The 13,361-nt window shown below is 72.8% G+C and carries 18 protein-coding genes; 9 read left to right on the forward strand and 9 right to left on the reverse strand.

Annotation, left to right across the window (positions count from 1 at the left end; genetic code table 11):
- Window positions 1-12 precede the first annotated feature (12 nt).
- From Q0112_RS01895 to Q0112_RS01905, 3 genes are all read right to left on the reverse strand, one after another.
- On the reverse strand, window positions 13-888 hold the full coding sequence (locus Q0112_RS01895) for a 1-acyl-sn-glycerol-3-phosphate acyltransferase (protein ID WP_297970640.1): 876 nt from the start codon (window positions 886-888) through the stop codon (window positions 13-15).
- Window positions 885-1,673: a GNAT family N-acyltransferase gene (locus Q0112_RS01900; protein WP_297970643.1), complete on the reverse strand. Its 789-nt coding sequence runs from the start codon at window positions 1,671-1,673 to the stop codon at window positions 885-887. The genes Q0112_RS01895 and Q0112_RS01900 overlap by 4 nt, the downstream gene beginning before the upstream one ends.
- Before the next feature lie 113 nt (window positions 1,674-1,786).
- Window positions 1,787-1,975, reverse strand: coding sequence for a DUF3553 domain-containing protein (locus Q0112_RS01905; protein ID WP_297970645.1), 189 nt, complete (start codon window positions 1,973-1,975; stop codon window positions 1,787-1,789).
- Window positions 1,976-1,999: 24 nt separating this feature from the next.
- Here Q0112_RS01905 and Q0112_RS01910 point away from each other — a divergent pair, with 24 nt between their 5' ends.
- Window positions 2,000-2,638 (forward strand): histidine phosphotransferase family protein, encoded by a 639-nt coding sequence (locus Q0112_RS01910; protein WP_297970648.1) that lies wholly within the window; start codon window positions 2,000-2,002, stop codon window positions 2,636-2,638.
- On the opposite strand, the gene Q0112_RS01915 is transcribed toward Q0112_RS01910, so the two are convergent.
- The 3 genes from Q0112_RS01915 to Q0112_RS01925 are packed head-to-tail and all read right to left on the reverse strand — an operon-like array spanning window position 2,607 to window position 4,673.
- On the reverse strand, window positions 2,607-3,140 hold the full coding sequence (locus Q0112_RS01915; protein ID WP_297970651.1) for a gamma carbonic anhydrase family protein: 534 nt from the start codon (window positions 3,138-3,140) through the stop codon (window positions 2,607-2,609). The two genes, Q0112_RS01910 and Q0112_RS01915, sit on opposite strands and share 32 nt — an antisense overlap.
- Window positions 3,137-3,784 carry a guanylate kinase gene (gene gmk, locus Q0112_RS01920; protein ID WP_297970654.1) on the reverse strand — a complete coding sequence of 216 codons (648 nt, stop codon included), beginning with the start codon at window positions 3,782-3,784 and terminating at the stop codon, window positions 3,137-3,139. The genes Q0112_RS01915 and gmk overlap by 4 nt, the downstream gene beginning before the upstream one ends.
- Window positions 3,774-4,673, reverse strand: a complete 900-nt coding sequence (locus Q0112_RS01925; RefSeq protein WP_297970657.1) for a YicC/YloC family endoribonuclease — start codon at window positions 4,671-4,673, stop codon at window positions 3,774-3,776. The genes gmk and Q0112_RS01925 overlap by 11 nt, the downstream gene beginning before the upstream one ends.
- 194 nt (window positions 4,674-4,867) lie before the next feature.
- Here Q0112_RS01925 and Q0112_RS01930 point away from each other — a divergent pair, with 194 nt between their 5' ends.
- The 3 genes from Q0112_RS01930 (at window position 4,868) to Q0112_RS01940 (ending at window position 7,651) form a co-directional block, all read left to right on the forward strand.
- Window positions 4,868-5,530 carry a PAS domain-containing protein gene (locus Q0112_RS01930; protein WP_297970660.1) on the forward strand — a complete coding sequence of 221 codons (663 nt, stop codon included), beginning with the start codon at window positions 4,868-4,870 and terminating at the stop codon, window positions 5,528-5,530.
- A gap of 216 nt (window positions 5,531-5,746) precedes the next feature.
- A complete protein-coding gene (gene eno, locus Q0112_RS01935; RefSeq protein ID WP_297970663.1) occupies window positions 5,747-7,024 on the forward strand; it encodes a phosphopyruvate hydratase in 1,278 nt (425 codons plus the stop codon).
- A 9-nt stretch (window positions 7,025-7,033) separates the two neighbouring features.
- Window positions 7,034-7,651, forward strand: coding sequence for a thiamine phosphate synthase (locus Q0112_RS01940; RefSeq protein ID WP_297970664.1), 618 nt, complete (start codon window positions 7,034-7,036; stop codon window positions 7,649-7,651).
- A gap of 82 nt (window positions 7,652-7,733) precedes the next feature.
- On the opposite strand, the gene Q0112_RS01945 is transcribed toward Q0112_RS01940, so the two are convergent.
- On the reverse strand, window positions 7,734-8,705 hold the full coding sequence (locus Q0112_RS01945) for a zinc ABC transporter substrate-binding protein (RefSeq protein ID WP_297970667.1): 972 nt from the start codon (window positions 8,703-8,705) through the stop codon (window positions 7,734-7,736).
- Window positions 8,706-8,808: 103 nt separating this feature from the next.
- Here Q0112_RS01945 and Q0112_RS01950 point away from each other — a divergent pair, with 103 nt between their 5' ends.
- The 3 genes from Q0112_RS01950 to Q0112_RS01960 are packed head-to-tail and all read left to right on the forward strand — an operon-like array spanning window position 8,809 to window position 10,930.
- Complete coding sequence (locus Q0112_RS01950; RefSeq protein ID WP_297970670.1) at window positions 8,809-9,306, forward strand: Fur family transcriptional regulator; 498 nt, start codon at window positions 8,809-8,811, stop codon at window positions 9,304-9,306.
- Window positions 9,303-10,139, forward strand: a complete 837-nt coding sequence (locus Q0112_RS01955; RefSeq protein ID WP_297970673.1) for a metal ABC transporter ATP-binding protein — start codon at window positions 9,303-9,305, stop codon at window positions 10,137-10,139. The genes Q0112_RS01950 and Q0112_RS01955 overlap by 4 nt, the downstream gene beginning before the upstream one ends.
- Window positions 10,136-10,930: an iron chelate uptake ABC transporter family permease subunit gene (locus Q0112_RS01960; RefSeq protein WP_297970675.1), complete on the forward strand. Its 795-nt coding sequence runs from the start codon at window positions 10,136-10,138 to the stop codon at window positions 10,928-10,930. The genes Q0112_RS01955 and Q0112_RS01960 overlap by 4 nt, the downstream gene beginning before the upstream one ends.
- A 19-nt stretch (window positions 10,931-10,949) precedes the next feature.
- On the opposite strand, the gene Q0112_RS01965 is transcribed toward Q0112_RS01960, so the two are convergent.
- Window positions 10,950-11,189, reverse strand: coding sequence for a hypothetical protein (locus Q0112_RS01965; RefSeq protein WP_297970678.1), 240 nt, complete (start codon window positions 11,187-11,189; stop codon window positions 10,950-10,952).
- 104 nt (window positions 11,190-11,293) lie between these two features.
- On the opposite strand from Q0112_RS01965, the gene Q0112_RS01970 reads away from it, so the two are divergent.
- Complete coding sequence (locus tag Q0112_RS01970) at window positions 11,294-12,130, forward strand: universal stress protein (protein ID WP_297970681.1); 837 nt, start codon at window positions 11,294-11,296, stop codon at window positions 12,128-12,130.
- Between the two features lie 117 nt (window positions 12,131-12,247).
- Here the strand turns inward: Q0112_RS01970 and Q0112_RS01975 are convergent, their stop codons facing one another.
- Window positions 12,248-12,868 (reverse strand): NAD(P)H-dependent oxidoreductase, encoded by a 621-nt coding sequence (locus Q0112_RS01975; protein WP_297970683.1) that lies wholly within the window; start codon window positions 12,866-12,868, stop codon window positions 12,248-12,250.
- A gap of 239 nt (window positions 12,869-13,107) precedes the next feature.
- Between Q0112_RS01975 and Q0112_RS01980 the strand changes: the two genes are divergently transcribed.
- Window positions 13,108-13,361: EamA family transporter (locus Q0112_RS01980; protein WP_297970686.1), on the forward strand; the 254-nt coding region annotated here is incomplete at its 3' end.

Genomic DNA, 13,361 nt, shown 5'->3' on the forward strand with positions numbered 1-13,361 from the left:
TGGACAGGGAAGTCATATCAACCGGTTGGCGTGTGTTTCTCCCGTTTGATCTCCCGCGCGGACCTCGAACCCGGCGCGCACGGCGGCCTCGGCGGCCTGGGCGAGCGCCTTGCGGCCGGCGAAGCCGGCGACCTCGAGCGGCGGGTGAAAGGTCAGCTCGACGGTGCCGCGGGTCGAGCGGGCCATCACGTCGCGCAGGTGGCTCGCAAAGTCCATCTCCCCCCACCAGCCGTAGAAGGCGGCCGGCAGCCCCGGCCGCGGCCGGTAGGCGATCGTCACCGGCTGGAGCGCGACCCGCTCGTGCAGCCCGGGAGCGAGGAAGACCCCGAAGAGCGCCGACTTGAACGGCAGCACCCGCTGCCCGTCGCTGCTCGTCCCCTCCGGGAAGATCGCCATCCGGTCGCCGCGGGCGAGCCGGACGAGGAGCTCCGCCTCCTGCCGCTTGGCCTCCGCCGGCCGGCGGTCGATGAACATGGTCCCGATCGCCCGCCCGATCTGCCCGACCCCCGGCCAGCTCCTCACCTCGGCCTTGGAGACGAGGAACGGCGCCGCCGCCCGCTGCAGCGCCACGATGTCGATCCAGCTCGAATGGTTGGCGACGAAGGCCCCGCCCCGCCGCATCGGCTCGCCCCGCTCGACATAGGCGAGCCCCAGCGCCGGCAGCGCCTGCGCCGCCCAGATCCGCACCACCGCCGGCCCCATCGCGCTGACCGGCCGCCCCGCAATCCGCTCGGCGACGAGATCGACCTCCCGCAGCAGCAGGAAGACCGCGAAGAGCACCACCAGCGCCACCGCCGACCACACCCCCCGCACGACGAGCCGCACCCGCTCGCCCGGGGTCAGCGGCGGCAGCTCCGGCGGCTCGGCCCCGTTCCACCCCGCCCTCACGCCTGCCGTCCCCGGCCGCGCCGGTAGAACTGCAGGTACCGCTCGGTCATCCGCCCGGTGTCCATCACCACGCAGACGTCGATGGTGTTGAAGTCCCGGTCCACATAGGCCCCGTCCCCCACGAACCCCCCGAGCCGCAGATAGGCCTTGATCAGCGGCGGAATCGCCTGCAGCGCCCGCGCCCCGTCCACCGCCTCCCGCGGCATCAGGTTCATGTCGAGATAATGCTCCGCCCGCGCCCTGACCCGCAGGTCGGCCGGCGCGAGATGCTCGTGGTGCAGATAGGAGAGCGCCTCGGCCAGCGGCGCCGGGTCGGTCCCGTGGAAGCTCGCCACCCCGAACATCAGCTCGATCTCCCGCTCGATCACGTAGCTCGCGAGCCCGTTCCAGAGCAGATGCATCGCCGGCCCCCCGCGATGCTCGCGCGCCACGCAGGACCGCCCGAGCTCGACGCAGGGCCGCCCCGAGCGCGCGATCGGCGCGAGGTCGTACTCCCCCGCGCCGTAGAACCCCGGCCCCGCCGCCGCCACCTCGCCCCGCATCAGCCGGTAGACGCCCACCACCCGGTCGAGCGGATCGGCGATCGCCGGGTCGAGGCTGAGCAGGATGAGATGGTCGAACCAGGGATCGAAATCGTCCCACTCCCGCCGCGCCGCCGCCTCCTCGGGCGAGGCGCGCGCGCCCATCTCCTCGACGAACACCCGGTAGCGCAGCCGCTGCGCCCCGGCATACTCCGCCTCGGTCTCGGCGAGCTTCACCCGATAGCGGCTGAGGTCGATCTGCATCCCGGGTCCCGGCTGCGGCTTGGCGCGACTGCTTACCGGCTCGGGCGGGGATAGGCAAACATCCGCACACGTTCACCTTCCTTTAACGGAGATGTGCGAACGGTTAATCTGCCTCACCCATCGGGGGGCGCGCCCTCGACCGGCGCGAGATGGATCCGGGAGCCGTCGATGACCACCTTGCCGGCATGTTCGAAGTTCACCGTGACCCTGCCGTTGATCACCGACTGCACCTGCCCGAGCCCCCAGTCGGGCCGGTCCGGGTGCCGGACCAGCATGCCGGGCTCGAGGAACACCTCTTCCATGCCATCCTCCCGGGAGCCGCGGCCATGAGCGCCCCCCGCGCCGACGCCGCGCTGGCCGAGCTCGTCAGCGCCCGGCTCTGCCACGACCTGATAAGCCCGATGGGCGCCATCGGCAACGGGCTCGAACTCGTCCAGCTCGCCGGCGGCCCGGCGGGCCCCGAGCTCGCGCTCGTCAACGAGAGCCTCGCCACCGCGCTCGCCAAGCTGCGCTTCTACCGCGTGGCCTTCGGGCCGGCCGATCCGCTCGCGCGCCAGTCGGTCGAGGAGGCGGCGCAGGTCACCGATGCCATGTTCCACGGCCGCTTCACCGTCTTCTGGACCGGCCAGGGGCGCGATCTCGCCCGGCCGCTGGTGCGCCTCGCCTACCTCTCGATCCTCTGCCTCGAGAAGAGCCTGCCGATGGGCGGGGCGGTGCGGGTCGCGGTCACGGACGACGCCGTCGCGCTCCGGGTCGACGGCCGCCGCACCCAGCCGCCGGCCGAGCTCTGGGCGCATGTGACCACCGGAACCCCGCTCGGCGAGCTCCGCTCGGACTCGGTGCAGTTCCCGCTCCTCCGCCTCGCGCTCCTCGCCGCCGGGCACCGCCTCGCGGCGCGCTTCGACGAGAGCTCGGCCGAGGTGGCGATCGCGCTCAGCCCGGAACTGGCCGAAGCCCGGCCCTGAAGCGGGCCATGTTGGCGCGGTAGCCGGCGGCCGACTTCCTCAGGCCCTCGATCTCGGCCGGGGTGAGATCGCGCGCCACCTTGCCCGGCCGGCCGACCACCAGCACGCCGTCGGGGATCTGCTTGCCCTCGGTGACGAGCGCCCCCGCGCCGATCAGCACGCCCTTGCCGATGACCGCGCCGTTGAGGACGGTCGCGCCCATGCCGACGAGGCTGCCCTCGCCGATGGTGCAGCCGTGCAGGATCGCCATGTGGCCGATGGTGCAGCCCGCCCCGATGGTCAGCGGAAAGCCGTGGTCGGTATGGCAGACGCAATTGTCCTGCACGTTCGAGCCCTCGCCCACCACGATCGGCTCGTTGTCGCCGCGCAGCACGGCGTTGAACCAGACCGAGGCGCCCTTGCGCAGCACGATCCGCCCCGAGAGACGCGCCCCCGGCGCCACCCAGCAGTCGCCGTCCTCCGGCAGCTCCGGGGACACGCCGTCCAGCGAATACAAGCTCATGTCAGCCGCTCCTCGAATTCTGCGTTAAGTCGCCGCACCAGGTCCATCAGCTCCGGCCGCCGGTCCCTGCGCAGCCGTTCGGCGGCGATGATGGCGCGGAGCTCCTCCTCGCACTGCTTCAGGTTGGCGTTGACCAGGACATAGTCGTACTCGGCCCAGTGGCTGATCTCGTCGCGCGACTTCTCCATCCGCCCGGCGACCACGTCCTCGGCGTCCTGCCCGCGGGCGCGCAGCCGCGCCTCGAGCTCGGCGATCGAGGGCGGCAGGATGAAGATCGAGACGACCGAGTCGCGCAGGGTGGAGTTGCGGATCTGCTGCCCGCCCTGCCAGTCGACGTCGAAGAGCACGTCCCGCCCGCCGGCGATCGCCGCCTCGACCGGGGCGCGCGGGGTGCCGTAGAGGTTGCCGAAGACCTCGGCCTCTTCGAGCATCTCGCCCGCCTCGACCATGGCGAGGAACTCGCGCCGGCTCTTGAAGTAGTAATGGTCGCCCTCGCGCTCGCCGGGACGCGGCGGGCGGGTGGTCGCCGAGACCGAGAAGCGCACCTCGGGGTCGAGCTCGAGCAGCCGCCGCGACAGCGTCGATTTCCCCGCGCCGGACGGAGAGGAGAGAATGATGAGCAGGCCCCGCCGGTTACTCGACATTCTGCACCTGCTCGCGCATCTGGTCGATGACGACCTTCAGCTCGAGGCCGACGGCGGTCAGCTCGCTCGCCTGCGCCTTGGAGCAGAGCGTGTTGGCCTCGCGGTTGAACTCCTGCATCAGGAAGTCGAGCTTGCGGCCCACCGGACCCTCTCCCGCAACGAGGGCGCGCGCGGCGGCAATATGCGCCTCCAGCCGGTCGAGCTCCTCGGTCACGTCGGCGCGCACGGCGAGGAGCGCGAGCTCCTGCGCCAGTCGCGCCTCGTCGACCGGCACCGGCAGCGTGGCGAGGAGCGTCTCGATGCGGCCGCGCAGCGCCTCGGCCGTGCGTCCCTCGCGCGCCCCGGCGGAGCTGCGCGCGGCCCGCGTCAGCGCCTCGATGCGGTCGATCTGGCCGGCGAGGATCGCGACGAGCGCCGTCCCCTCGGCCGCGCGCGCGGCGGCGAGGCCGGCGAAAAGCGGCTCGATCCCGGCCGCCATCGCCGCCAGCCGTTCGGCCTCCTCTCCCGGCGCCGCCGCGTCTGTCTCGAGCACGCCGCGCACCGCGAGGAGGTCGGCCGCGGTGATCGGTGCGAGCGCGAGGCCGCGGCCCGCCGCCACCTCGGAGGCGGTGAGCGCGGCCGCGACGGCGGCCTCGAGCGCCCCGGGGCTGAGTCGCGGCAGCGCGGCGGAGCCGCCGCGGGCACGGCGCAGCGTCACGGTGACCGAGCCGCGGGCGAGGACGCGCGCCGCCGCCGCGCGGATCGCGGCGTCGAGCGTCTCGCAGCCCTCGGGCAGCTTCACCCTGACGTCGAGGCCCCGGCCGTTGACGCTGCGCGCCTCCCAGGTCCAGGAGGCGCCGCCGCCCGATCCGGCGAGATCCGCGAAGCCGGTCATCGAGGTCAGTGCCATGGGACGCCACTCGCGCGACAGGCGAAATTTCGCCGGGGGTTTCGCCAAAATTGCTGCAAATTAAGACAATCTGTGCAAAGGGCGCGACACAGGTGCAGGGGTGGTATATCGTGTGAAGAATTCATTTACCCCACGGCCGGCATCGACGCGCGGGCCGAGGTAAGCAGGCAGGCTCCGGACGGTCAAGTTACCAGATGAACGACCTCATGCTTTCATCCCTCAAGACGTACTGGGATCGGCTCAGGGCCGGCCGGGTGGCCCCCTATCGCGCCGAGATCGACCCGCGCCAGTTCGAATCGGCGCTGGAGAACATGTTCATCATCGAGAAGCTCGCGCCCGACAACATGCGCGTCCGCCTCGCCGGGATGCGAATCTGCGAGATGATGGGCATGGAGGTGCGCGGCATGCAGCCCGGCTTCATGATCGAGGAGGCCGACCGGCAGCGCTTCGACCGCCTGCTCATGGTGGTGATGAACGAGCCGGCGGTGGTCGAGCTCCGGCTCGCGGCGCGCAACCGCGCCGGCACCTATCACGCCACCATGCTGATGATGCCGCTCCGCAGCGACTTCGGCGAGATCAACCGGGTCATCGGCTGCACCTCGGGCGAGAGCGACCTCTTCGCGCCGCCGCTCTCCTTCGCCATCGAGGACGTGGCGGTGACGCCGGTGGAGGCGACGCAGGACGCCGAGCCGCGCTCGCCGATGCCGGGCTTCGCCGAGGCGCAGGCGGCCTTCGCGCCGCCGCCGCCCGCGGCGCCGGGGCCGAAGCTCCGCTCGATCGACGGCAACCCGAACGCCCCGGCCCGCCCGCGCGACGGCGGCCGTCTCTCCCGCTTCCGCGTGATCGACGGCGACTGAATCGCCGTTAACGATGGTTTCCATCCGGTTGACGGCGAGAGGGATTATCTAGCGAAAACAACGGAGGTGCCTGGTGGGCACGCGTGCCCACCCCGTGCCCCGCGGAGGCCGCGGCCGGCGCGCCGGCCGCCCCCCGGCCAGATTCCGGTTCCCCGTCCGGGGGCTTTGCACTAAGCACTCCCGGGACAGCGACGAGACGGGGACGGAGGAGTTTCGATGTCGGTCATCATCGACGTTGTGGGGCGCGAGATCCTCGACAGCCGGGGCAATCCGACGGTCGAGGTCGACGTGCTGCTCGAGGATGGCGCCATGGGGCGGGCCGCGGTGCCCTCGGGGGCCTCGACCGGCGCGCACGAGGCGGTCGAGCTCCGCGACAGCGACCCCGGCCGCTACGGCGGCAAGGGGGTGCGCCGGGCGGTCGAGGCGGTGAACGGGCCGATCTGCGACGTGCTGAAGGGGGTCCCGGCCACCGGGCAGGTCGAGGTCGACCGGCTGCTCCTCGACCTCGACGGCACCGCCAACAAGGGCCGGCTCGGCGCCAACGCCATCCTCGGCGCCAGCCTCGCCGTGGCCAAGGCGGCGGCGCAGAGCCTCGGGACGCCGCTCTACCGCTACATCGGCGGCGTCTCCGCCCGCACCCTGCCGGTGCCGATGATGAACATCATCAACGGCGGGGCGCACGCCGACAATCCGATCGACTTCCAGGAGTTCATGGTGATGCCGGTCGGCGCGGAGTCGCTCTCCGAGGCGGTCCGCTGCGGGGCGGAGATCTTCCACGCGCTGAAGAAGGCGCTCTCCAGGGCCGGCCAGAACACCGGCGTCGGCGACGAGGGCGGCTTCGCCCCGGGCCTGCGCTCGGCCGAGGAGGCGCTCGACTTCATCATGAAGAGCGTCGAGGCGGCCGGCTACGCCCCGGGCCGGGACGTCCATCTCGCGCTCGACTGCGCCGCGACCGAGTATTTCGCCGCCGGCGTCTACGACATGAAGGGCGAGGGCCGGAAGCGGGACAGCGCCGAGAACGCCGACTATCTCGCCGGCCTGGTCGATGCCTATCCGATCATCTCGATCGAGGACGGCATGGCCGAGGACGACTGGGAGGGCTGGAAGCTCCTGACTGACCGGCTCGGCGACCGCTGCCAGCTGGTCGGCGACGATCTCTTCGTCACCAACACGGCGCGGCTGTCGGAGGGGATCGGGAAGGGGGTAGCGAACTCGATCCTGGTGAAGGTCAACCAGATCGGCTCGCTGACCGAGACCCTGGCCGCCGTCGAGATGGCGCACCGGGCCGGCTATACCGCGGTGATGTCGCACCGCTCCGGCGAGACCGAGGACGCGACGATCGCCGACCTGGCGGTGGCGACCGACTGCGGGCAGATCAAGACCGGCTCGCTCTCGCGCTCGGACCGGCTCGCCAAGTACAACCAGCTCATCCGCATCGAGGAGGACCTCGGCAGCACGGCGGTCTATGCCGGGCGGTCGATCCTGCGCCGCTGAGGCGGACCGGTGGCCGAGGCTCCGCGGCTCTACCTGCTCACGCCGCCGGTCTTCGGGCCGGAGCTGCCCGACCGGGTGGCGGCGCTGCTCGACGGCTTCGACATCGCCTGCCTGCGGCTGGCGCTGGCCACGGCCTCGGAGGAAGAGATCGCCCGGGCGGCCGATGCGCTGCGGCCGGTCGCCCATGCCCGCGACGTGCCGCTGGTCGTCGCCGACCACCACCGGCTGGTGCCGCGGCTGGGGCTCGACGGGGTGCATCTCGGCGACGGATCTCGGCAGGTCCGGGCGGTGCGCCAGGCGCTCGGCAAGGACGCGATCGTCGGCGCCCATGCCCGCGCCTCGCGGCACGAGGGGATGACGGCGGGCGAGCTCGGGGCGGACTATGTGAGCTTCGGGCCGGTGGGGGCGAGCGGGCTCGGGGACGGGACGGTCGCGCCGCCCGAGCTCTTCTCCTGGTGGTCGGAGATGATCGAGGTGCCGGTGGTGGCCGAGGGCGGCGTCACCCCCGCGCTCGCCGGGGAGCTGGCGGGGATCGTCGACTTCATCGCGGTCGGTCCCGAGATCTGGGCGGCGCCGGAGGGCGAGGGGGCCGCGCTGGCGGCGATCGCCGCGCGGCTCCGGGGCTGAGGCGCGGCGCTGGAGTCGATTTCGCGCGCGAAACTATAACTAACCCCATGATCTCAAAGGGATTCGTCGTGTTAAAACTTCGTTACCGCGCGGAGCCGGGGTCTGCGAGGCATTCGGCGAGGCCATCGGCCAGGCCGAAGATGAGCGCCGGGTAGAGGCCGGGTCCGGCCGGCAGCGCCGCGCCGAGCGGGTCGAGGGTGGCGGTGCGGACGTCGCTTCCCTCGACGATGGTGGCGAGGAGCTTCGGCTCGAACTGCGGCTCGGCGAAGGCGCAGACGAACCCCTCGGCCCGCACGCGGTCGCGCAGCGCGGCCACCCGCGCCGCGCCGGGCGAGACGCCATCGTGCAGCGCGACGCTGCCGGCCGCGGGCAGGTCGAAGCGGTGCTCGAAATACTGGTAGGCGTCGTGGAAGACGAGGTAGGGGCGGCCGCGCAGCGGGGCGAGCTCGGCCGAGATCGCGCGGACGAGATCGGCGGTCTCGGCGGCGAAGGCCTCGGCGTTGGCGGCGTAGGCCGGGGCGCCGGCCGGGTCGAGCGTGCCGAGCGCGGCCGCGATGGCGCGGGCGGCGGCGACGGCGTTCTCCGGGTCGAGCCAGAGGTGGCCGTCGCGCGGGCCGTGGTGCGCGTCGGCGGGGTCGTCCGCGTGCTCGTGCTCGTGCGCGAGGTCGTCCTCGTCGTGCGGATGGGCCTCGAAGCCGTCGCCGGCGCGCGCCGGCAGGACCACGACGCCGGGCGCCTCCTCGAGCGTCAGGACGGTCGCGTCGCGCGCCAGCGCGCCGATCGGGCCGGCGAGCCAGGGGGTGAGGTCGGGGCCGACCCAGACCACGAGATCCGCAGCCTCGAGCATCCTCGCCTCCGAGGGGCGGAGCGAATAGCCGTGCGGCGAGGCGCCGGGCGGCAGCAGGACGTCCGGCGCGCCGATGCCGGCCATCACCCGGGCGGCGATCGACTGCACCGGAGCGATGTCCGCCACCACCCGCGGGGCGGCCGTCGCCGGCGCGACTGCCAGGAGGAAGGCCAGGCCGAGCGCGGTCGGCAGGGTCGTGCGGATCATCGGGAGGCTCCCCAGGGGTTCGGGACGGAAATGTCGCTTGTGGGGGAGGGGCGGCGCGACTAGGATCGCCGCCACTCCCTGCGGGAATGTTACAAAGTAACAGATGTCAGCGTCAAGCGCCCCCGGACCCGAGGCTTTTCGCCCGCACGATCACCGCACCTGCCGCGGGCGGGCGCTGTCGGCGGCGCGCGCGCTCTGCGCCGAGCGGCGGCTGCGGCTGACGCCGGCGCGCGCCTTCGTGCTGGAGACGCTGCTCGGGTCGCACCGGGCGATGACGGCCTACGAGATCCTCGACGCCCTGTCGGCGGCGGGACTCGGCAACCAGCCGCCGGTGGTCTATCGCGCGCTCGACTTCCTCGTCGCCAACGGCTTCGCGCACCGGATCGAGCGGCTGGCGGCCTTCACCGCCTGCAGCCACGCCGGGACAGCGCACAACGCGGGCTTCCTTGTCTGCCGCTCGTGCCGGCGGGTGGCGGAGACGCCGCTGCCGCGGCCGGCGGCCGAGCTGGTCGAGGCGGCGGAGGTCGCCGGCTTCGTCATCGAGCGCACCGCAGTCGAGGCCGAGGGGGTCTGCGCCCGCTGCCGCGAGGCCGCGACGTGACGGTCCTGGTCGAGGCGCGGCAGGTCGGCATCTCCTTCGGCGGGCAGCGGGTGCTCGAGGGGGTCGATCTCGCGCTGCATGCCGGCGAGATCGTGACCGTCGTCGGGCCGAACGGCTCGGGCAAGAGCACGCTCCTGCGGCTGCTGATCGGGGCGGAGCGGCCGGGGGAGGGGCGGATCGTGCGGGCGCCGGGGCTGCGCATCGGCTACGTGCCGCAGCGGCTGGCGGTCGATGCGACGCTGCCGCTGACGGTCGACCGCTTCCTCGGGCTCGCCGAGCGCGATGCCGGGCTCAGGGCGGCGGCGCTCGAGCGGGTCGGCATTCCCGGGCTCGGCGGGCGGCAGCTCGCGGCGCTTTCGGGCGGGCAGTTCCAGCGGGCGCTCCTCGCCCAGGCGCTCTTGCGGCGGCCGGGGCTTCTCGTGCTCGACGAGGCGGCGCAGGGGCTCGACCAGCCGGGGGAGGCGCGCTTCTACCGGCTGATCGAGCAGATCCGCGGCGAGCTCGGCTGCGGGGTGCTGATGGTCAGCCACGACCTGCACGTGGTGATGGCGGCCTCGGACCGGGTGATCTGCCTCAACGGCCACGTCTGCTGCGAGGGAACGCCGACGGTGGTCTCGGCGGCGCCGGAATATCGCGCGCTCTTCGGCTTCGGCACCCAGGGGGCGCTCGCGCTCTACCGGCATGATCACGACCATGGGCATTCGCACGACCACGTCCATGGCGCCTCCGATCACGACGAGGCGCGGGACGACGCTCACGACCATGCCCACGACCATGCCCACGACCATGCCCACGACCATGCCCACGGTCATGTTCATGGAGCGGGCGGGTGAGCCTTCTCGACGACTTCCTCCTGCGGGCGCTGCTCGCCGGGATCGGGGTGGCGCTGGCGGCCGGGCCGCTCGGCTGCTTCGTGGTCTGGCGGCGCATGGCCTATTTCGGCGACGCGACGGCGCATGCGGCGCTGCTCGGGGTGACGCTGGCGCTCGCCACCTCGCTGCCGGTGGTGGCCGGGGTGGCGGTCATGGCGATCGCCATGGCGCTCACCGTGTCGCTGGCGGCGGGGCGGAGCTATGCCGCCGACACGCTGCTCGGCGTCGCCTCGCACGGCGCGCTCGCCGCCGGGCTGGTGGCGCTCAGCTTCATGCGCGGGGTGCGGGTCGACCTGATGGGCTATCTGTTCGGCGACATCCTGGCGGTGACGCGGGCCGATCTCGCGGTGATCTTCGGCGGCGGGGCGCTGATCGTCGTGCTGCTCGCCTGGCGGTGGCGGCCGCTGCTGCTCGCGACGCTGAACGAGGATCTGGCGGCGGCGGCAGGGGTCGATCCCAGGCGCGAGCGGCTGGTCCTGACGCTGGCGCTGGCGCTGCTGGTGGCGGTGGCGCTCAAGGTGGTGGGGGTGCTTCTCGTCACCGCCATGCTGATCGTGCCGGCGGCGGCGGCGCGCGGCTTCGCCCGCACCCCCGAGGCGATGGCGGCGGGGGCGGCGGGGCTGGGCACGCTCGCGGCGGTGGCCGGGCTCGCCGGCTCCTGGCGGCTCGACACGCCGGCCGGGCCGTCGATCGTGGTGGCGGCGGTGGTGCTGCTCGTCGCGGTCAACCTGGCGGTGCGCCGGCCCGGGTGAGGCACGTCAGGGCTCGGGCTCAGGCCTCGGGTTCTTCCGAGGGCTCCTCGGCGAGGCGGCGGCCGCGGGCGGCGCGGTCGAGGTCGCGCTCGAGGTACTGCTCGAGGCCGACGAGGTCGTCCGGCGGCTGCAGGCCGAGCGCCTCCATTTCGGCCAGCCGCTCGCGCAGGGTCTCCTGCATCTCGTGGGCGTCGGCGGGGTTCCTGGCGATCTCGTCGAGGAGCATCGCGAGCTGGACCCTGAACTGTTCGAACGCCATCGATTCCCCCATGCATCTGCGACATCGCCTGCGGCCATGCGATGATAACATGCGGCGCGCGATGTGGTATGGGTCTATCTGAGTTCGGATGCGGAGAGGCGCCCATGGCTTTCAAGACCGTTTTCCTGGCGGTTGGATCGACCGACGACGACAGCGAGATCGACCGCGCGGCGGCGATCTGCGGCAAGCTCGGGGCGCATCTCTCGCTCCTCGTGCTCGGCATCGCGCCGCCGCCGCCGGCCTCGCCCTACGGCGTCGTCTCGAACGACGTCTGGGCGGGGGAGATCCGCGAGGGGCAGGACGAGGTGCAGGCGCGGGCCGCGGCGGTGGAGGAGCGGCTGGGCGCCGGGCCGGTGCCCTTCTCGGTCGAGGGGCAGTATATCGACCGCGGCACGGTGGCGACGCTGGCGGCGCGCTTCGCGCGCTATTCCGACGTCACGCTGATCACCCCGCAGCGGCCGGGCTACGAATCGATGCAGTCCTGGGTGATGAACGGGGCGCTCTTCGAGTCGGGGCGGCCGGTGCTGCTGCTGCCGAAGAGGCAGACGCGCTTTCCCGAGGTCGGCAAGCTGATGATCGCCTGGGACGCGAGCGTCGAGGCGTCGAAGGCGGTGCAGGCCTCGATCGGGCTGATGCAGGCGGCCGGGGAGGTGCATGCGGTGCTGATCGATCCGGTGCCCTCGTTCGAGGGGCACGGGCCGGAGCCGGGGGCCGATCTCGCGACCTACCTCGGGCGGCACGGCATCGAGACGACCGTTCACCGGCTGCCGCGCGAAGGGCGCGGGACCGGCGAGATGCTGCGCCGGACCGCGGGGGATCTCGGGGCCGACCTGATCGTGATGGGCGGCTTCGGGCACTCGCGGCTGCGCCAGCGCATCTTCGGCGGCACCACGACCAGCATGATGAAGGAGACCGAGGTCGCGGTGCTGATGGCGCACTGAGAGGGTCTTGCCCCGGCCGTGCGGGCGTCGTGCGTGCACGACGCCCGGAAGTTCGCGTGGAGTCAGTGGCTTGCGGGTGGCGTTTACCGGATCTTCATGAAGGTTGACGCGCGCGGGTCAGGCGGCGACGGCTGCCGTCTCCGCGAGGCCGCGCAGCGTGCCGGTCGCCGCGGCGATGGCGGCGGCGCGCGCCTCCGGGCCGTAGCCGATCTTCTCGGCGCGGACGAAGGTGACGTCGGTCAGGCCCATGAAGCCGAGCAGGTGGCGCAGGTAGGGCTCCTGGAAGTCGATCGCCTGCGCCGGGCCCTCGCTGTAGAGGCCGCCGCGGCTCTCGATGACGATGACGCGCTTGCCGGCAAGCAGGCCCTCGGGGCCGGCCTCGGTGTAGCGGAAGGTCTCGCCGGCGCGCAGCACGTGGTCGAACCAGGCGCGCAGCGTGGTCGGGATGCTGAAGTTGTACATCGGCGCGCCGATGACGATGGTGTCGGCGGCGCGGAGCTCGGCGATGAGCTGGTCGGAGAGGGCGCGGGCGGCCTGCTCGGCCTCGGTTGCCGGCGTGCCGCGGACGCCGGCGAGGTTCGCCTCGGTCAGGTGCGGCACCGGGTCGGTGCCGAGGTCGCGGGTGACGACGCGGGCCGGCGCGGCGGCGGTGAGCGCGGCGACCGCCGCGCGCACCAGGCCGCGGGAGACCGATGCCTCGCCGCTGGCGGCGCTGTCGATGACAAGGATGCTGTTCATGGGACGGGTTCCTTCGGGACGGGTGAATCTCGTTTCCCGGTGAATATTGCATTGCAGCACACGCGGCGGTAGCCGCGTGATCGGCTAAAGACTGTTGCTGAAAGCGCAACGCCGACGACCTCGGCGCGGTCCGGGGATCGGATCGGGAAACGGGAGCCGAAAGGGCGAGCCCTCCCCAGCTGTCGAGCGAGGCTCGACCGCACGGCCCGGCGGTGATAGGAGCCGCGCCCGGAGCGGCGATGGACGGGCGGGCGCGGGTGATGGAGGCGGAACGGCCCGCGGTGGTGCGGGCGCTCGACTGGCAGGGGCTGCTGCTCGGCGTCGCCTTCGCGACGATCTGGAGCTCGGCCTTCACCTCCTCGCGCATCGTCGTCGAATACTGGCCGCCCTTCCTCGTGCTCTCGCTGCGCTTCCTGCTCTCGGGCGCGGTCGCGCTGGCGATCGGCCTCGCCGCCGGCCAGCGGGTGCGGCTGACGCGGGCGGAGTGGCAGGC

It is taken from the genome of uncultured Amaricoccus sp., assembly GCF_937858865.1.
GTDB lineage: Bacteria > Pseudomonadota > Alphaproteobacteria > Rhodobacterales > Rhodobacteraceae > Amaricoccus.